The 17,436-nt window shown below is 36.9% G+C and carries 17 protein-coding genes and 1 pseudogene; 7 read left to right on the top strand and 11 right to left on the bottom strand.

Annotated features, from left to right (window positions below; translation table 11 throughout):
- Nucleotides 1-70 precede the first annotated feature (70 nt).
- The 3 genes from H6G44_RS18845 to H6G44_RS18835 all read right to left on the bottom strand — a co-directional run bounded on the left by H6G44_RS18845 (nucleotide 71) and on the right by H6G44_RS18835 (nucleotide 2,769).
- A complete protein-coding gene (locus tag H6G44_RS18845) occupies nucleotides 71-346 on the bottom strand; it encodes a DNA cytosine methyltransferase (RefSeq protein ID WP_242031801.1) in 276 nt (91 codons plus the stop codon).
- A gap of 126 nt (nucleotides 347-472) precedes the next feature.
- Nucleotides 473-1,852 (bottom strand): glutathione-disulfide reductase, encoded by a 1,380-nt coding sequence (gene gor, locus H6G44_RS18840; protein WP_190388077.1) that lies wholly within the window; start codon nucleotides 1,850-1,852, stop codon nucleotides 473-475.
- A gap of 101 nt (nucleotides 1,853-1,953) precedes the next feature.
- Nucleotides 1,954-2,769, bottom strand: coding sequence for a sulfurtransferase (locus H6G44_RS18835; RefSeq protein ID WP_190388078.1), 816 nt, complete (start codon nucleotides 2,767-2,769; stop codon nucleotides 1,954-1,956).
- Between the two features lie 21 nt (nucleotides 2,770-2,790).
- On the opposite strand from H6G44_RS18835, the gene H6G44_RS18830 reads away from it, so the two are divergent.
- Together H6G44_RS18830 and glmU are read left to right on the top strand one after the other, a co-directional pair.
- Nucleotides 2,791-3,666, top strand: a complete 876-nt coding sequence (locus tag H6G44_RS18830; protein WP_190388079.1) for a tRNA (5-methylaminomethyl-2-thiouridine)(34)-methyltransferase MnmD — start codon at nucleotides 2,791-2,793, stop codon at nucleotides 3,664-3,666.
- Between the two features lie 110 nt (nucleotides 3,667-3,776).
- A complete protein-coding gene (gene glmU / locus H6G44_RS18825; protein ID WP_190388080.1) occupies nucleotides 3,777-5,132 on the top strand; it encodes a bifunctional UDP-N-acetylglucosamine diphosphorylase/glucosamine-1-phosphate N-acetyltransferase GlmU in 1,356 nt (451 codons plus the stop codon).
- A gap of 120 nt (nucleotides 5,133-5,252) precedes the next feature.
- On the opposite strand, the gene H6G44_RS18820 is transcribed toward glmU, so the two are convergent.
- Complete coding sequence (locus tag H6G44_RS18820; RefSeq protein ID WP_190388081.1) at nucleotides 5,253-5,759, bottom strand: hypothetical protein; 507 nt, start codon at nucleotides 5,757-5,759, stop codon at nucleotides 5,253-5,255.
- A gap of 14 nt (nucleotides 5,760-5,773) precedes the next feature.
- A pseudogene (locus H6G44_RS18815) lies at nucleotides 5,774-6,094 on the bottom strand (GNAT family N-acetyltransferase); the annotation flags it as partial.
- Nucleotides 6,095-6,209: 115 nt separating this feature from the next.
- On the opposite strand from H6G44_RS18815, the gene H6G44_RS18810 reads away from it, so the two are divergent.
- Together H6G44_RS18810 and H6G44_RS18805 are read left to right on the top strand one after the other, a co-directional pair.
- Nucleotides 6,210-6,920 (top strand): DUF3800 domain-containing protein, encoded by a 711-nt coding sequence (locus H6G44_RS18810; RefSeq protein ID WP_190388082.1) that lies wholly within the window; start codon nucleotides 6,210-6,212, stop codon nucleotides 6,918-6,920.
- Nucleotides 6,917-7,411, top strand: a complete 495-nt coding sequence (locus H6G44_RS18805) for a hypothetical protein (protein ID WP_190388083.1) — start codon at nucleotides 6,917-6,919, stop codon at nucleotides 7,409-7,411. The genes H6G44_RS18810 and H6G44_RS18805 overlap by 4 nt, the downstream gene beginning before the upstream one ends.
- Nucleotides 7,412-7,583: 172 nt before the next feature.
- Here the strand turns inward: H6G44_RS18805 and H6G44_RS18800 are convergent, their stop codons facing one another.
- The 4 genes from H6G44_RS18800 to H6G44_RS18785 form a co-directional block, all read right to left on the bottom strand.
- Entirely contained in the window at nucleotides 7,584-9,176 is a 1,593-nt protein-coding gene (locus H6G44_RS18800) for a 2-isopropylmalate synthase (protein ID WP_190388084.1), read from the bottom strand.
- Nucleotides 9,177-9,373: 197 nt separating this feature from the next.
- A complete protein-coding gene (locus H6G44_RS18795) occupies nucleotides 9,374-9,895 on the bottom strand; it encodes a LabA-like NYN domain-containing protein (RefSeq protein ID WP_027402274.1) in 522 nt (173 codons plus the stop codon).
- A 660-nt stretch (nucleotides 9,896-10,555) separates the two neighbouring features.
- On the bottom strand, nucleotides 10,556-11,344 hold the full coding sequence (gene mreC, locus H6G44_RS18790) for a rod shape-determining protein MreC (protein WP_190388086.1): 789 nt from the start codon (nucleotides 11,342-11,344) through the stop codon (nucleotides 10,556-10,558).
- 176 nt (nucleotides 11,345-11,520) lie between these two features.
- Nucleotides 11,521-12,528 carry a rod shape-determining protein gene (locus H6G44_RS18785; RefSeq protein ID WP_190388087.1) on the bottom strand — a complete coding sequence of 336 codons (1,008 nt, stop codon included), beginning with the start codon at nucleotides 12,526-12,528 and terminating at the stop codon, nucleotides 11,521-11,523.
- A 457-nt stretch (nucleotides 12,529-12,985) separates the two neighbouring features.
- Here H6G44_RS18785 and H6G44_RS18780 point away from each other — a divergent pair, with 457 nt between their 5' ends.
- Nucleotides 12,986-13,348: a single-stranded DNA-binding protein gene (locus tag H6G44_RS18780; RefSeq protein WP_190388088.1), complete on the top strand. Its 363-nt coding sequence runs from the start codon at nucleotides 12,986-12,988 to the stop codon at nucleotides 13,346-13,348.
- Between the two features lie 75 nt (nucleotides 13,349-13,423).
- On the opposite strand, the gene H6G44_RS18775 is transcribed toward H6G44_RS18780, so the two are convergent.
- On the bottom strand, nucleotides 13,424-14,170 hold the full coding sequence (locus tag H6G44_RS18775) for an SIMPL domain-containing protein (RefSeq protein ID WP_190388089.1): 747 nt from the start codon (nucleotides 14,168-14,170) through the stop codon (nucleotides 13,424-13,426).
- Between the two features lie 472 nt (nucleotides 14,171-14,642).
- Between H6G44_RS18775 and H6G44_RS18770 the strand changes: the two genes are divergently transcribed.
- Both H6G44_RS18770 and H6G44_RS18765 read left to right on the top strand, forming a co-directional pair.
- On the top strand, nucleotides 14,643-15,200 hold the full coding sequence (locus H6G44_RS18770; RefSeq protein ID WP_190388090.1) for a hypothetical protein: 558 nt from the start codon (nucleotides 14,643-14,645) through the stop codon (nucleotides 15,198-15,200).
- Complete coding sequence (locus H6G44_RS18765; RefSeq protein ID WP_190388091.1) at nucleotides 15,193-16,785, top strand: NACHT domain-containing protein; 1,593 nt, start codon at nucleotides 15,193-15,195, stop codon at nucleotides 16,783-16,785. The genes H6G44_RS18770 and H6G44_RS18765 overlap by 8 nt, the downstream gene beginning before the upstream one ends.
- Before the next feature lie 176 nt (nucleotides 16,786-16,961).
- On the opposite strand, the gene H6G44_RS18760 is transcribed toward H6G44_RS18765, so the two are convergent.
- A partial coding sequence (locus tag H6G44_RS18760) for a transposase (RefSeq protein WP_242046785.1) occupies nucleotides 16,962-17,436 on the bottom strand: 475 nt, incomplete at its 5' end.

Genomic DNA, 17,436 nt, shown 5'->3' with positions numbered 1-17,436 from the left:
TCAGTTATGTTCATTGGATGGAAGATATTATGAAATGTTGACATTTTTACCCTTGATAATACTAGTATACTTAAATATGTAAAGTTTTGTAACGACATTCAACATTTCTGGGTTGACAAGGAAAACCACCTAATAATATATCATGGTCAGGAATATCATTTTCGTCAATTTTTGTAATATCTCCTATGGGTTTTTCTCCAAAGTTTTCTAAATAGATTTTTCGGGAATTTATATCAATATCACTAGAAAAAACACATTGAGATTTAATTTTATAATTATCACAAATCCTTTCAAAGGCTAATCTAAATCCTCCTGTACCGCTAAATAAGTCTATAAATTTGATCATTTTTTGATTTCGACTCAGAACGTGATAGTTGATTTATGTTTTCTCAATATTGTGTTGCACTAATTCTCTAGAATTATCCCCAAGTGTCACGGGTTTAGCAGTGCTAAACCCCTAGTAAAATCCCTATTATCTCATAGTCACAAATTCCTCTGCTGCGGAGGGATGAATACCCACAGTAGCATCAAAATCAGCTTTAGTTGCTCCCATTTTCACAGCAATAGCGACACCTTGAATAATTTCTGCGGCGCTATCTCCCACCATGTGAGCACCTAATATCTTATCTGTATTCACATCTACTATCAACTTCATCATGGTTTTTTCTTGCTTACCCGCCAAAGTGTAATACATGGGGCGGAAATTGGTACGATAGATTTTGATGTGATCATCACCGAATTTGTCCCTAGCTTGAGCTTCTGTTAAGCCAACGGTAGCCGCTTCTGGGGTGGTAAATACGGCTGTAGCAACGGTTTCGTGACTAAATTCGCGGCGGTTATTACCAAATTCACTATCAGCGAAAGCGCGACCTTCTCCAATGGCTACGGGGGTTAAATTTAGGCGGTCTGTGACATCACCAACAGCATAAATATGGGGGTGGCAAGTTTGACTATATTCATTAACAGAAATTGCATTTGTGACACTATATCCTGGTTCTTCAACAGAACTAGGAACACAGTCAATTTGGGCATTTTCTAAGCCTAACTCCTCAATATTGGGACTGCGACCGGTTGCTACTAAAAATACATCAGCAATAATTGGTTCTTGATTTTCTCCAGATAAGGTTAATTTTAGTCCTTCGGTGACTTTTTCTATTGCTCTCACTTCAGTATTTGGGATAATACTAATGCCATGATTAATCATTCCTGTTTGGATACTGGTGCGGATATCTTGATCAAAGCCAGTTAAAATTTGCTCTTTGCGGATAATTTGGGTAACTTCCGAACCTAAACCGCGCATAATACAGGCAAATTCACTACCAATATAACCAGAGCCAAGGATAGCGATATGTTTAGGTTGGGTCTTGAGGTGAAATATCTCATTAGAGGTGATAGCGTGTTCTATCCCTGGTATCTCTGGTCTAATGGGACGACCACCGACAGCAATTAAAATTTTCGCGGCTGTATATTGTTTCTCATTGACTTCCACTGTGTGGGGGTCTATGAAGGTAGCGCGACCGGAAATTAGTTCTACTCCGGCTTTTTCTAAAAAACTGATGTGAAGTTGGGAAAGTCTGTTAACTTCATTATCTATGGATGTAATAAAATGTTCCCAGTCAAATTTTACATCTCCTACAGTCCAACCATAACCTGCGGCTTCTTGGAATTGGGCAGGAAAGTGAGAACCGTAAACCATGAGTTTTTTAGGCACACAACCACGAATTACACAAGTACCACCAACTAAATCATATTCGGCGATCGCCACTTTTGCACCATAACTAGCCGCCCGTTTTGAAGCAGCTAAACCCCCAGAACCAGCACCAATCACAAATAGGTCGTAATCAAAAGTCATAAATTTCTACTTTTTTCACTAAAAATAGGCTATTGAACCATATATAGTCAGATTGCTTAGATTTAATCTAGCGTAGCTGACAACTAACAACTAACAATTGACTAATAACTAATCCAATCACTCCAACTACCAGGGTAAAGTTTAGCTGTAGAAATTCCCGCTATGGCTAAAGAAAGTAAATTTACACAAGCCGTAACCCCAGAACCACAATAAACTAAAATTTCCTTATTTGTATCTATATTTTGCCAGCGTTGAGATTGTTCTGATTGGGAAATTATACACCCAGAAGCATCGGTTACTTCTTGCCAAGGATAATTAACAGCACCGGGAATATGTCCAGCAATTTTATCAATTGGTTCTTTTTCTGCGCGATAACGTTCTCCTTCCCTAGAATCTATTAAAACCACATTTGGGCTGTCTTTATGATTTTTCACATAAGTAAAATCCACAACTTGATTTTCTTGTAATTGGGGAATAAATTCTCCTTTTTCAGCAGGAGAAATCATCTCTGTAACAGCATAACGTGCTTTTTGCCAACTTGAAAAACCGCCATCTAAAACAGCTACTTGTTCATGTCCTAAATAGCGCAATAACCACCATAAGCGAGATGCAAAAGCCAAGCGAGAATCATCATAGGCTACTACCAGAGTTTTTTGGGAATTTACCCCAATTGCTGCTAACTTTTCGGCTAATTCTGTAGTATTTGGTAAAGGGTGTCTTCCCCCATGTTCTGCGACAGGACTAGATAAATCTTGATTTAGGTCTAAATAATAAGCCCCTGGGATATGATTAGTGTGATACTGTTGTTTTCCTAATTGAGTATCAGCTAAAGAAAACCGACAATCAACAATCACAACTTGCGGATTATTGAGATTTTCAAACAGCCATTCTGGAGAAACAATAAATTGATTATTCATGGGTAATTAATAATTAGAAAAATGTTTACACCCCAACAAACACAAGATGGTTCTTTTACCTTTTTTTCCACAGAGTTTAATGAAGCCTTTCATAGTCATTATGGAGCAAAACAGGAAAGTTTACTGAAGTTTGCTATTCCGACTCAATTACCAATATTAGCCGAAACTGGATTTGTGCGGCTGTTAGATATTTGTTATGGTCTAGGATACAACACAGCGGCAGCTTTACAAACAATTTGGCAAGTAAATCCTCATTGTCGTGTACAAGTGATTGGTTTAGAATTAAATCCAATTGTACCCCAAGCAGCAATTACTGATCAATTATGTGATAGCTGGGACGAAAAATATATAAAAATTTTAACTCAAATAGCTTTTGAACATCAAATTCAAATGGATTATTTACAAGCTAATTTACTCATTGGTGATGCTAGAAGCTTAATTCTACAAGTACATAAATCAGGTTTTCAAGCTGATGCAATTTTTCTTGACCCCTTTTCACCTCCGCAATGTCCACAATTATGGACTCTGGAATTTATACAAAAAGTATCAGAATGTTTACATGAAAATGGGTTAATGGCTACTTATTCCTGCGCTGCGGCGGTACGGACTGCACTGTTAACTGCTGGTTTGGCTGTAGGTTCTACCCCACCCATAGGAAGACGCACTCCAGGAACGATTGCGGGACATTTTAAACATGGTACAAAATCAAGTATATCCTTTTTTTCGCCCCTTTCCCAAGGGGAAAAAGAACATTTATTAACTCGTGCTGCTATTCCCTATCGAGACCCTCATTTAAGTGATACCACTGAAGTAATACTCAAACGACGACAAGAGGAAGTACAAGTCTCCACATTGGAATCAAGTTCACAATGGCGCAAAAGATGGTTAAAATCGTAAGCACCACAGAAAATTTTGTCTTAATAGTCAACAGTTAACGATAATTAACTGGTATGATCTGGACTAGAACGAATCAAAAGTATTTATAGCAAATTCACTGATATTTAATTATGGTTGTTGTAGCAATTCTCGCTGCTGGAAAAGGAACAAGAATGAAATCTAATCTACCCAAAGTTTTACATTCTTTGGGTGGAAAATCTTTAATTGAACGCGTTATTGAGAGTGCTGAACCGCTTTTACCTGACCGCAGATTAGTGATTGTTGGTTATCAGTCCCAGGAAGTAAAAACAGCCACTGATTCTATTTATGGTGTGGAATTTGTGGAACAGGCTGTACAATTGGGTACAGGTCATGCTATCCAACAATTACTTCCCCACTTAGAAGGTTACACAGGGGATTTATTGATTTTAAATGGTGACGTGCCTTTATTACGGACGGAAACTTTAAAAAATCTCTTACAAATTCACCAAGAAAATCAAAATTCCTGTACTATTCTCTCAGCACAATTACCAAATCCTCAAGGTTATGGTCGAGTTTTTCGTAATAGTGAAGGGATTGTACAAAAAATAGTTGAGGATAAAGATTGTACTCCCAATCAAAGGGAAAATGAGCGAGTAAATGCTGGAATTTACTGTTTTCATTGGCCAGATTTGGCTGAAATATTACCACATTTACAAGCTAATAATGCTCAAAAAGAATATTACCTTACTGACGCTGTAACTCAGGTGGGTAAAGTCATGGCTGTAGATGTGGAAGATTATCAAGAAATCTTGGGAATTAATGATAGATTACAATTAGCAACTGCTAACGATATTTTGCAAAGACGGATTAAGGAAAAATGGTTATTAGCAGGTGTGACATTAATTGATCCTACTAGTATTACTATTGATGAAACGGTGGAATTATTTGCAGATGTGATTATTGAACCCCAAACCCATTTGCGGGGAAAGACGGTAATTCAAGCTGGTAGTCGCATTGGTCCAGGGAGTTTAATTGAAAATAGTCAACTGGGTGAAAATGTCACTGTTTTATATTCTGTGGTGACAGATAGTATTATTCAATCTCAAACTCGAATTGGACCTTACGCTCATTTACGTGGTCATACTGAAGTGGGTATTGGTTGTAGAATTGGTAATTTTGTGGAGTTGAAAAATACCCAATTAGGCGATCGCACTAATGTAGCACATTTATCATATTTAGGTGATACAAAAACGGGAACTCAGGTAAATGTGGGTGCGGGGACAATTACTGCTAATTATGACGGTGTGAAGAAGCATAAAACAATTATAGGCGATCGCACCAAAACTGGTTCTAATAGTGTTTTAGTTGCACCTATTACTCTGGGAAATGATGTCTACATAGCCGCAGGTTCAACGGTAACGGAGGATGTCCCTGATGATTCTTTGGTTATTGCACGCAGTCGTCAGGTTGTGAAACCAGGTTGGAAGATGAAAACTGATAGTTAATGTTTTGTAGGGTGCGTTTCTTAATGCACCTTTTGATAGCTATTTTTAGGTAAATGAATTACAGTTTTCGTTTCGCGCAAAGGTGCAAAGGAGCAAAGACGCAAAGGAAGAAATTCATTTTTATACAGAAATTTGATTAATTCCTAGTTGATAAAATATCTGTTCTTGTACTGACTTTACAGCAGATACAGCTATTTCTTCCCAATCACTAGCTAATAATAAAATGCTCAAAAGCGACTTTAATACATCTCGATTAGATATAAATTCTTCAACATTATATAATTCATCTTGTTTTAAAATATCTTGCAGTGCTGATAAAGCCACAGGTTGGGGTAATTGTAGTCTTTGAATTAATCTTTTTTGTGCTACTTCTACTGCTGTTTTTTCTGCTATACCCAAATTCCATTCTTTTAGGAGTAACCGCAGTTCTCGGTTGAGTGATACGCGCAACTGTGTCATTCTTCCAAACATTCCCGGATTTTGCAATAAAGCGGGAATTGCTAAACCCCAATCTAATCCTGCTATCACGTCGCAGTCGGTTTCATCTTCAATTTGAATTGCTTCTTGAAGGGATGTTGGGTTAAAAAGTAAATTAATAGCTGCTGCTACATTTTGGTTATTATTCATAATTACTCCCTGGATCATTTTTGTAGTCGTAACATACCATATTCAAAATAGGTAAGATTCTCGTATTCTTCATCAATACCAAGATTGAGCATATTTTGGTTTTCATAAAATCGTTCCGCAGTCGGAAGTGAATGCAGTCCAATTCTCCCACCATAACCTAATTCTACACTTCTGAGTCGTGCATATCTCAATAATGCAGTACCTACACCTTTGTATCGTGGTGGACGTTGGATTTCTTTACGATTCCAAGGAGCAGAGGTAATGTACTGGATATATACTAATCTTTGCCCAATTGCAGAGCGTGAACCGTGTAATTGAGTTTCCACCATCATTAACCAATATACCCAAATTCCATTTTCTTAGGTCTAATCGAAGTTCTCTGTTGAATGATACACGCACCTGTTGATATATTATTGAATTACAGAGCATTAATAATGTGAAAATTAAAACATGAACCAAACTTTTAACGTTTACTGTGATGAAAGCTGCCATCTAGAAAATGATCATCAACAAATAATGGTGCTGGGTGCCGTTTGGTGTCCTTTAGAAAAAACGCGAGAAATTTCAGTTCATATCCGGGAAATTAAGAAAAAACATGATCTAAAACCAGAATTTGAAATTAAATGGATAAAGGTTTCACCCGCTAAAATAGCGTTTTATCTCGAATTAATAGATTATTTCTTTGATAATGAAAATTTGCATTTTCGAGGTCTTATTGTAGCAGATAAATCCCAACTACAACATGAGGTTTACAATCAGACTCATGATGATTGGTATTATAAAATGTATTTTACTTTGCTCAAGACAATTCTCAGTCCACAAGCAAATTATAGAATTTACTTGGACATTAAAGATACACAAGGAGCAAAAAAAGTTGCCAAATTACATGATGTACTTTCTAATAACCTCCTTGATTTTTCACGCCAAATAATTGAAAGGCTTCAAACTGTGCATTCTCACGAAGTAGAAATCTTGCAACTTGCAGACCTTTTAATTGGAACTATTTCCTATATAAATCGAGGACTCTCTAGCAATGCAGCTAAAATTGCTTTAGTTGAGCGAATGCGAGATCGTTCCGGTTATAGCCTAACCAAAACTACTCTCTATCTGGAAAATAAGGTAAATCTTCTTTGCTGGCAAGCCTCGGAGGTTGTACAATGAAACAGCCTATATGGCTACCACCTCTAGTTTTATTGAATGATTATGGTGGTAATTCGGAAGCTTACTTAGAGGCAGTTTACACCATCTTCAAAGAAGATTTTATTGATAGCAAGCCTACGTTTCAAGGTATACGATTTAGCCTTAAACGTCATCCTTTATTTCAAGATAAAGAAGCTACCTTCTGGCACATTACATCAGAAGGTAGCCAAGAAACAGAACGCATTCCTGATTTTCGCCGTTGTGAACGCATTTGCTGGCTACGCCCGATAATTGAAAATGCTGAAGATCCTGCTATCAAAGTTTGGGAAAATGAGAGGAAAGGCGAGAAGCGTATTTGTCTGTGGCTAGAAATTGAAGAATATCTCGTAATTTTGGCTAAACGCGACGGATATGTGCTTTTGTGGACAGCATACTTGGTGACGCAACCACATCAGCAGCGAAAACTACAAAAAGAATATGAAGCCTATAAAATGGCTGATGCCGCTGATTAGGCGGCATCGTTACTCCTTCTACACATGGCAGATGAGCTAAATAATTCTGTTCCTTATCTCCATTATATCCAAAATAGTTCAGATCGTCAAGTTCATTTTTTCTTCTGCTTTATTAATTTTGAATTGCTTATGGTGGGTTAGAACCATTTTATTTATCTAACCCACCATAATATTACGCTGTGACTTCTTCCTTCACCTCTTGCTGTAATGCTGCATACAATCTATTTAGTGCATTTACGTAAGCCTGAGCCGATGCCACAATAATATCTGTATTGGCTGCATGACCTGAAAATACACGGGATTCATGGCGTAAGCGAATTGTCACTTCTCCTAAAGCATCAATTCCTCCGGTAACAGATTGTACAGAAAACTCAATTAACTCATTAGGCACATTCACCACCCGATTGATAGCTTTATATACCGCATCCACTGGACCTGTACCAATGGCCGCGTCGGTTAATTCTTCCCCGTTGGGAGTGCGGAGTGTGACTGTAGCGGTAGGTTGAGCCTTACTACCACAGGAAACCTGTACCAACTCTACTTTAAATAAATCTGGCGCTTGTTGGATTTCGTCGTTAACAATAGCTTCCAAGTCCCAATCAGAGATTTCTTTCTTTTTGTCCGCTACTTCTTTGAATTTGACGAAGGCTTTATTCAATTCAGTTTCTGACAGTTCAAAACCCAATTCTTTCAACCGTGTCCGAAAAGCATTTCTCCCAGAATGTTTACCCAATACTATTTGATTATCAGATAAACCAATCAATTGAGCATCCATAATCTCATAAGTGAGTTTATTTTTCAATACCCCATCTTGATGAATTCCCGATTCATGAGCAAAAGCATTTGCACCAACAATGGCTTTATTTGGTTGCACCAACATTCCCGTTAAATTGGAAACCAAACGCGAGGTTTTATAGATTTGTTTGGTGTCAATATTTGTTAACGGTGCTTCCGAATTTTCAGCCCGTCCCAAAAAAGGATTAAAATATTGTCTACGGACGTGCAAAGCCATTACCAACTCTTCTAAAGCCGCATTTCCGGCTCTTTCACCAATGCCATTAATAGTACATTCTAATTGCCTAGCACCGTTTTTCACCGCTTCTAAAAAGTTAGCAACCGCTAAACCCAAATCATTATGGCCGTGAACAGAAATAATGGCCTTGTCAATGTTGGGGACATTTTCGGTAATGCCTTTAATGATGCCCCCAAATTCGCTGGGAGTGGTATAACCTACCGTATCAGGAATATTAACAGTTGTTGCTCCAGCAGCGATCGCTCTTTCCAAAACTTCATACAAAAATTCTGGATCAGATCGTCCCGCATCTTCTGGAGAAAATTCTACATCATCGGTGAAGCTTTTGGCATAGGCTACCATTTCTTCGGCGATCGCAATTACTTCCGGTCTAGTCTTTTTTAACTTATATTGCAGGTGAATATCAGAAGTAGCAATAAAAGTATGAATTCTCCCTTTAGCAGCCGGTTTTATAGCTGCTGCTGCGGCTTTAATATCATCATGTCTAGCTCTGGCTAAACTACAAATTACCGGACCATCTTCCGTTCCTACGGTTTGAGCAATTTTGCTAACCGCTTCAAAATCTCCAGGACTAGCAAAAGCAAATCCCGCCTCAATAATATCTACTCCTAAACGTGCTAATTGTTTAGCAATAACTAACTTTTCATCTATATTAAGGGTTGCTCCTGGACACTGTTCCCCGTCGCGCAATGTGGTGTCAAAGATGATAATTCTATCGGCTTGTCTGCTCATTAGCTTAACCTCTTTTAATTTTGATAAGGGGCTGAATCAAAGAAAATAATGGAATTAGAATCAATATTTTTTTGTCAATTCTACGGAATTTATGATCATTTATTGACTACTAATTCCTATATTCTTTCTTGATAAAATAACTTGAACTATGAACTTTAGTTTTTAATTTTGAGATTTGTAAATAAATACTAAGGTAATTAACCGTCAGTTTTTTCTATTCTGTCTCTAATATCATTCAAGTCTATATATCTATCAGTAGCATTTCGTAGCTCCCTGGCAATCATCCCTTCCGTTGATACTACTGTAATATGCGTATTCTTGGAGCGTAAAAGTTCTATAGCCCTTTCAAAATCACCATCTCCACTGAATAATACAACTCTGTCATATTGATCTACCGTATTAAACATATCAACGACAATTTCAATATCTAAATTGGCTTTTTGGGAGTAACGACCAGAAGCGTCATCATAATACTCCTTGAGGATTTTCGTGCGGACTGTATATCCCAAACTGATAAGTGCATCTCGGAAACCCCGTTGGTCTTGTGGGTCTTTTAACCCAGTATACCAGAAAGCATTAATTAACGTAGTATCTGACTGTTCGTATTTGAAATATTCTAAAACCCGCCGGGGGTCAAAAAACCAACCATTTTTTTGTTGAGCATAGAACATATTGTTTCCGTCTACAAAAATAGACAGACGATTCATTGGAGAACCCATAAAAATTTACGCCTAAGAATAGATAAGAATGTTAGAGGGAAGAATAGATTATAGCAATTATCAAGTGGTAATTTCGCTAATATCTTAAAGGTACATAATTATGTATAACCATTATCTTACCCCCTTTAAAAGCAAAATTTGGACAAAATATCCAATTTGAGATCGGAATTATCTTGTTTAACCTCCAGAACTTGTCAACGATGTTGTTTGATCAAAATCTAGCAATAAAATTGACCCAGCAACAGAACTTTAGACCAGATAATCTTCAATTTTACTCCTAAAAAGGTACGGTATAGGATTTTCAGTCAGAAATTGGCTGATCTTCATCATTAGATTCTTTCATCAACTGTAGGGATAACCTCAGAGGATGATCAATGCTTCCAGAAAAAACTATTGACTATACCATCTAGGATAACCTAAATGAACCCTAGTATTTGAGTAATACTATAGAACACTGGTTTGAATAAGTTCATGATTTTAAATATAAATTTTTATGACAACTAACTTTATCCGCTATAACATATAGCAGTTTAGCCACAAAAGAATAGAATGTATCCGCATTGAGAACAAGCGTTACAATACTCGTAACGGAAAATATTTGAACTTTACTTTTACAAATTAATAAAAACCCCAGTTCCACCAGAAAATCAATTTCCTAGTTCATTTAGTCATATTTGGAGTTTCCAAACCTTGTTTTTCTGGTTGAGGATAAACAGCCACCCAATCTAAATATCGAATTGATGGAAATAACTCTACCTTAGCTATGGAGGCGGGAAGTTTCTTTAAATCCAAGGATTTAATTTTACCTATGGCCAAACCAGCCGGAAACTTCTGACTATAAGTAGATGTAGAAACCAAATCACCCACCTTAACATTAGGCACCTTTTCATAAAATTCTAACACCCCTTCAGCAGAAGCATCACCCCGCAAGATCCCCTTAGCTGATGTGCGACTAATAGTTACACCTACTTGACTTTTTAAATCACTAATTAACAATACACTGCTAGTATTGGTAGTTACACTATCTACTAACCCGACTAATCCTCCATCCGCTTTAATAATAGAACCCTCTTGAATACCTGATGCAGTCCCCTGATTCAAAATTACTTGTTGCCACCAATGATCGGCACTACGTCCCACCACCCGCGCTATGATTGGTTTTTGTGGCAGGGTTTCCTTCTTCATATAACCCAGTAAAGTTTCTAATTTTTGATTTTGGCTTTCTAAATCAGTTATGCGGGTTTGTAACTCTAAAAATCTTGCATCCCGGATATTTTGCTCAGGAATCCCTCCTGACTGTACCATCTGTAATGGGCTGCTTATTGCTTGATATATTTCGCGTAATAATGCCCCTTTTGTTTCTCTGAGTGTCCAAGCACTACCTAGAACTAAAGTTAATATTCCTATTTGTAATCCCTTGTGTTCCCACCAACGTTTGAGAATAAACATAATATACCCTTATATATTTTTATACTTTGCTTGGGAGTTGGTGATATCTCCTGTGTTCCACATCTGTTCATAGTTTTGAGGTGGAAACCTTGGATTCAACCTCCCTGTACTTTGAAGATAATGGATTCTATAATTATAACTAAATACAGAACCCATACCTAACTTACTAATTGCTATTACATATTACGAGAACGCCCGCTGAATACTCTCTCCAATTGCTTGAAGTTTTCTAATACGCGACCAGTTCCCAATACTACACAGCTTAAAGGATCCGCGGCTATGTGGGTAACAAGACCTGTCTCATGACTAATCAATGTATCCAGCCCTTTGAGCAATGCACCACCACCCGCCAACATGATTCCACGATCAATAATGTCTGCTGCCAGTTCTGGTGGAGTTCTTTCTAGTGTCCGCCTAACTGCTTCTATAATTACCGCTAGAGGCTCTACCATGCTTTCCCGAATTTCTGGGCCTTTGATGGTGACAGTTCTGGGTAAACCAGAAAGTAAATGCAAGCCCCGGACTTCCATGACACTATCATTATCATCTGCGGTGGGATAGGCCGAACCAATTTTAATTTTAATATCCTCAGCGGTCCGTTCACCAATTACGAGATTATGAATTTTCTTCATATACTGGATAATGGCTTCAGTTAATTCATCGCCAGCAATGCGAACTGATTCACTAATTACTGTACCTTGAAGACTTAATACCGCTACCTCTGTTGTTCCCCCACCGATATCAATAATCATGTTACCAGTAGGTTCTGCCACTGGCAACCCTGCACCAATTGCCGCTGCTACTGGTTCATCAATTAAAAATACCTCCCTAGCTCCAGCTTGAGTTGCTGCATCCATAACAGCCCGTCTTTCTACTCCTGTGACACCACTAGGAATACCAATGACAATACGTGGTAGCATCAAGGATCTACCCTCATTGACTCGCTGAATAAAGCTTTTTAGCATTAACTCGGCAGTATCAAAATCAGCAATTACACCATCACGCAGAGGACGCAGAGCAATTACATTACCCGGTGTGCGACCGAGCATTTTTTTTGCTTCTTCTCCCACTGCTAGTGCCACTTTTTCATTTTGATCAATGGCGACTACTGAAGGTTCTTGAAGGACAATTCCCTTACCAGATACATAAACTAAGGTATTGGCTGTACCGAGGTCGATACCCATATCCCATGATGGACGAAAACTTCTGAAAAAACCCACGCTTCTATATGTCCCCTATTTACACCACTTGTAACTACAAAGATAAGAATTAATATAGCGGTTCTTGGTTGAGTGAAATACCATAATCCAACCTACAAGGGAGGAGGGGCTAAGAATATATCTCATTCCAGTGAATACCACTATAATGGTAGATTCCATGATATTTTGGTTGTCTGACTCCAGTAAACTATACTATGTTCCTATCCAGTAGTCTATCAATCTTGATTTTAGTTTCAGGAATTTTATGTTTCATATTCTCAAGGTCACTTAGTATAACCGTGTAATTTTTTCAAATACTCAGGATTTTTTGAATTATTTGTTAAATTTGATTGTCGGAATTATAACATATTTTTAATACTTTCACCATTAGTTATTATCAAGTCATAATAATACAATACAAAGCTACTAAGAAATAAAAGCCATGAGCATTAATGTTGTCACTCTTGTTGGTCGTGTTGGTGGCGACCCAGATATCAAGTATTTTGAGTCAGGTACAGTGAAATGTAGATTGACTCTAGCCGTTAATCGCAGATCCCGTAACAATGATAAACCAGATTGGTTTAATCTAGAACTCTGGGGAAAAACTGCGGAGGTTGCTGGAAATTATGTCCGTAAAGGTAGCTTGATTGGAGTTAAAGGTTCTTTGAAGTTTGATACTTGGAGCGATCGCCAAAGCGGAGTTACTCGTTCTAGTCCAGTTATTAATGTCGAACAACTAGAGTTATTAGGTTCTAAGCGTGATAATGAAGGTGGAATGTCTGATATGTCTCCAGATAATTTCTAGTTTGTTCTTTGTCAGTTGTCTTTTGTCAGTTGTTCTTTGTTTAAATACTACTGACCAATGACTACTGACTACTGACTAATAACTAATTTGTAATGTTACTGACGCTTGTACTTCTTGTTCACCAGCGACTATGGGAGTAGAAGCATCTGCACCAGTTAACTTAGCCTCAGCCCGGTAAAGCACGGGTGAGGGTGGAGGTGGAGTTGCACCATTAACCTGAATGCTGACAATTTCTTTTTGTTGTAATCCCAAGCTGCTCAGAACAGCTTCTGCTTGCTCTTTAGCATCTTGGGTAGCTTTTTTCAAAGCTTGTTTTTGGGCACTGGCGATCGCTTCATCACTAGCAATAAAACTTACACCGTTAATCTGTGTCGCCCCGGACTTGACCGCATCATCTAATAATGTTCCTGTTTTATCTGTGGGAATACGGAAACTCACTGTATTACTAGCGGCATAACCAGTAATACGCTGAACATTATTACTGTAGCTATAAACTGGATTAAGGCGAACACCTGTAGTCGTCAATTTTTCCACATTGCGGTTTTTGAGCAAAGCCACTACAGCCGATGATTTGCGAGCCGCTTCTTTTTGGACATCTTCAGCCGTTTTTCCTTGAATTTCTACACCTAAACTAACTTGGGATAGAGTTGTGGAAATTGTTTCTACTCCTCTTCCACTTACAGTTAAAGTCCGCCATAATTTTTCTTTTTCTTGCGCCGATGCAGGTAACATAAAAATTGCCCACATAAATATGCTTAAAGATAATATCTTGCCAATTTTCTGGACGGGAAACCGGGAATCAGATAAAACAGTCATAGACATTTTGCTGGCACTCCTCTAAAAACATATTAATTCTTAATCAACCGCTAATCACTAACAGCCACTAGAACATTTTTACACCGAAAGTGTAATTACTTGGATGCAATTTGCATATTAATAAGTTTCACACTGTTTAAATTTATAACAGGCTTGCTTACATTTTTGGCAAGGACAAAAACTATGTGTTGGACTTCCTGATTATTTTATGATAGTTCTTCCTTATCAGTTGTATCGTAACAGATTTAAAATCGAATGTCAACCCCCAAATCTGCTTTTTTTGCGGGAATTTTTTGGGAAATTAGGAATTTTTTCGAGATATACTGCACTTTGCGTTCTCTGGCGAAATCAAAACCATGAAACCATGACAATTTCAGCTAAATGGCGTATTTTAATTAAAAAATACATTATTCATCCTCCTTTAGATGGATATTTGTGAGATATAATTATGGACTATGACAAGATAGGGTTTAAATCTGTGATCAGATCAGGTGTTAGCAGTGTAGCATTTACCGTTTTCCAGTCTTTTTGGCGAAGAAAAGATAAAATTCTGGGAATTTTTCCTCAACCCTTAGAGAAATTAGCAAAAGAACTAATTGTTAGTGCTTGCAAACAATATGAACAGAACTATATAGATGAACACGGTACTCTCAAGGTATTGGGAATACGCGAACCTGTAAAGCTAGAATCTGTGTACACAGAAGTGCTGTTTTCAAATACTGATACAAATGATAATGCGATTCGTAGTTTTGCAGCGATTAAAAACTTAGACAAGCTATATCCTCAAGAGAAAAGCCAAAAGTCAAAATTTCAAGATTCTCAACAAAAATTAGGAATTAAACTTGCTTATGAAAAACAATATTTGATGGTTTTAGGCGAAGCAGGTGCGGGTAAGTCTACCTTTTTACGAAAAGTGGGAATAGAAGCATTAAAAGGTAGAAAAGGAGGATTTAAATCAGGTTATATTCCTGTTTTTGTTAACTTGCAAAAGTTGAGCTTTAGTGAAAACGAAATATATCGAAAAAATTATGATTGAAGAGTTTCGTACTTGTAAATTCCCAGTCCCAGAAAGGTTTACAAGTGAGGCTTTACATCAAGGTAGATTATTAATTTTACTCGATGGTTTAGACCAAGTACCAAGTAATAAATTATCTGAAACTATTAATCAAATTCAAAGCTTTGTTGATAGAAATAATAAAAATCGTTTTATAGTTTCTTGTCGCCCAGCGTATTACCATAATTTTCGTCAGTTTAGCGAGGTTACTATCGCTGATTTTGATGATGAAAAAATTCAGAAATTTATTAATAACTGGTTTCAAGGAAAGAATGATCACCAGACGAAAATGGGTGATAAATGTTGGGAATTACTGCAAAAATCAGAAAACAAAGTTGCAAAAGAGTTATCACATAGACCTTTATTCCTGACTTTTCTTTGTTTAGTATATGACCGTTTCCAAAACTTTCCTAATAACCGTAGTGTGTTATGTAAAAAGGTATTACTAATTTTATTGGAAGAATGGGTTTTAGAAAAGCGAGTTCTGGGAGATGAAATTTATCAAGGTTTGCATACAAATTTACAAAATTTGTTATTATCAGAAATTGCTTATACAGGTTTTAAATCTAATCGGCTGTTTTTCTCCCAAAGGGAAATTGTGGAACAAATTAATAAGTTCTTAGCGAGTAATTTGGATACACAATACTATTTAGATGGTAAAGCGGTTTTAGATGCTATTATACAAAAAGGGATTTTAGTGAAAAGTGTTGAAGATGTATTTTCTTTTTCTAATTTAACCCTACAGGAATATTTAACCGCTCAATATATTAATGATTATCACTTAGCTGAAAAATTAGTTACTGAACATCTGATAGATAAAACTTGGAAAGACGTATTTATATTAGTTGCTGAGGTAACGCGGGGTAGTGCAGATGATTTGTTAGTGTTAATGGAAAAGGAGGTACAAAAATACATTAATACCCCAAAATTGCAAGCTTTATTAAATTGGTCAAAACAAGTTACAGATGTATCCACGGGTAATTATAAACCTATAGAAAAACATTTAATTGCGATCGCTAACGCCAAAAACTACGCTATTGATTACACCATGGTTAAAGCCCACATCCAAATTTATACAAATGCAATAACTTACGCAAATGATTACATAAATACTTATGAGGGAAAGTATGCAGATGATTACCTCAAAGTTTATAAAAAAGCCCATGAAAAAGCTTATGCAGATACTTGGAAAAGTTTTGGCAATAGTATTTATGACCTTGGTAATACTTATGCTAATACAATTAAATATATTTGTGTCCTTAAGAACTTACATATCTTTGATCAAAATCTCAATTTAACCAGGTTAAGCCTAGAAATAGAAAGACTAAAAGCTAAAATTCCCAATACAAAACAATCAAAAGAAATACATCTAGCTTTTGCTCTCGATTTTATGAAAACATTGCTTAATGGTTTTCATCTTACCCCAGAAATGGTTGATATATCCGTAGCAGAAATCGAGGCACTAGATAACTATCTTTATATTAATAACCTGATTATCGAATGCCTTAAAATAGCTGACAAACCCACCCCGAACTTAAATTCCAATCTAATAGCTAAAGGACGTTAAAATATACACTGATTAACTCAAAATCGAAAATTATCCTATTTTTAGCCGAAATAATGCCGAAATAGTCGGTTTTAACCAACTTTAGCTTTTAGTCAGGACTAGAAGTTGCTAAACCCCTGGTATCGTCAACAGCAAAGAAAAGATTGACACTCCCCGCTCTAAAGAGACGGGGATTCTTAAGACCAAATGAATAATCTTAACGGCGATATCAATGCGCCTCTACTGATTCCGCTAGAATTTAATCCTAGCTTTACCGCTACTTTTCTGAAAATATTTGCAGCACCGTTGCAATCTGCATTTATTTTTGTACCATCTTGAGAACGAAACAAACCGCGATTTACTCTAGTTCCGCTAGATTTCCACCCTTCGGGTTTTGCACCAAATGTAGGTAGAAAATCATTGTCTAGAAACGATGTTTTTGAGGTATAAGATTCTTCAGTTTCAACAAACTTAATACCGTGTTGATCACACAGTTGAGCAATGCGGTTTTTTAGTCTTGCGGTAGGAACTTGAACAAATTTTTGATTGGTTTTTGACCCAGAAGTGTTGAATGTTAAGAAAAGCCTGATAAAAATAGCCAAAAATATGTTAAATTTTGGGCGAAGGATTAAAATATTTTGATTAACCATGATCATAAACTCATTTCCCAAG

The sequence above is a fragment of the Aphanizomenon flos-aquae FACHB-1287 genome, assembly GCF_014698755.1.
Taxonomy (GTDB): Bacteria; Cyanobacteriota; Cyanobacteriia; order Cyanobacteriales; family Nostocaceae; genus Dolichospermum; species Dolichospermum flosaquae.
The sequence above is the reverse complement of the archived record's forward strand: the minus strand, read 5'-3'. Positions and strand labels throughout refer to the sequence as shown.

What these genes read in the sequence shown, in the direction of transcription:
- H6G44_RS18845 (WP_242031801.1), bottom strand. Translation starts at nt 346, where the DNA reads ATGATCAAATTTATAGACTTATTTAGCGGTACAGGAGGATTTAGATTA.
- gor (WP_190388077.1), bottom strand. Translation starts at nt 1,852, where the DNA reads ATGACTTTTGATTACGACCTATTTGTGATTGGTGCTGGTTCTGGGGGT.
- H6G44_RS18835 (WP_190388078.1), bottom strand. Translation starts at nt 2,769, where the DNA reads ATGAATAATCAATTTATTGTTTCTCCAGAATGGCTGTTTGAAAATCTC.
- H6G44_RS18830 (WP_190388079.1), top strand. Translation starts at nt 2,791, where the DNA reads ATGTTTACACCCCAACAAACACAAGATGGTTCTTTTACCTTTTTTTCC.
- glmU (WP_190388080.1), top strand. Translation starts at nt 3,777, where the DNA reads ATGGTTGTTGTAGCAATTCTCGCTGCTGGAAAAGGAACAAGAATGAAA.
- H6G44_RS18820 (WP_190388081.1), bottom strand. Translation starts at nt 5,759, where the DNA reads ATGAATAATAACCAAAATGTAGCAGCAGCTATTAATTTACTTTTTAAC.
- H6G44_RS18810 (WP_190388082.1), top strand. Translation starts at nt 6,210, where the DNA reads ATGAACCAAACTTTTAACGTTTACTGTGATGAAAGCTGCCATCTAGAA.
- H6G44_RS18805 (WP_190388083.1), top strand. Translation starts at nt 6,917, where the DNA reads ATGAAACAGCCTATATGGCTACCACCTCTAGTTTTATTGAATGATTAT.
- H6G44_RS18800 (WP_190388084.1), bottom strand. Translation starts at nt 9,176, where the DNA reads ATGAGCAGACAAGCCGATAGAATTATCATCTTTGACACCACATTGCGC.
- H6G44_RS18795 (WP_027402274.1), bottom strand. Translation starts at nt 9,895, where the DNA reads ATGGGTTCTCCAATGAATCGTCTGTCTATTTTTGTAGACGGAAACAAT.
- mreC (WP_190388086.1), bottom strand. Translation starts at nt 11,344, where the DNA reads ATGTTTATTCTCAAACGTTGGTGGGAACACAAGGGATTACAAATAGGA.
- H6G44_RS18785 (WP_190388087.1), bottom strand. Translation starts at nt 12,528, where the DNA reads ATGGGTATCGACCTCGGTACAGCCAATACCTTAGTTTATGTATCTGGT.
- H6G44_RS18780 (WP_190388088.1), top strand. Translation starts at nt 12,986, where the DNA reads ATGAGCATTAATGTTGTCACTCTTGTTGGTCGTGTTGGTGGCGACCCA.
- H6G44_RS18775 (WP_190388089.1), bottom strand. Translation starts at nt 14,170, where the DNA reads ATGTCTATGACTGTTTTATCTGATTCCCGGTTTCCCGTCCAGAAAATT.
- H6G44_RS18765 (WP_190388091.1), top strand. Translation starts at nt 15,193, where the DNA reads ATGATTGAAGAGTTTCGTACTTGTAAATTCCCAGTCCCAGAAAGGTTT.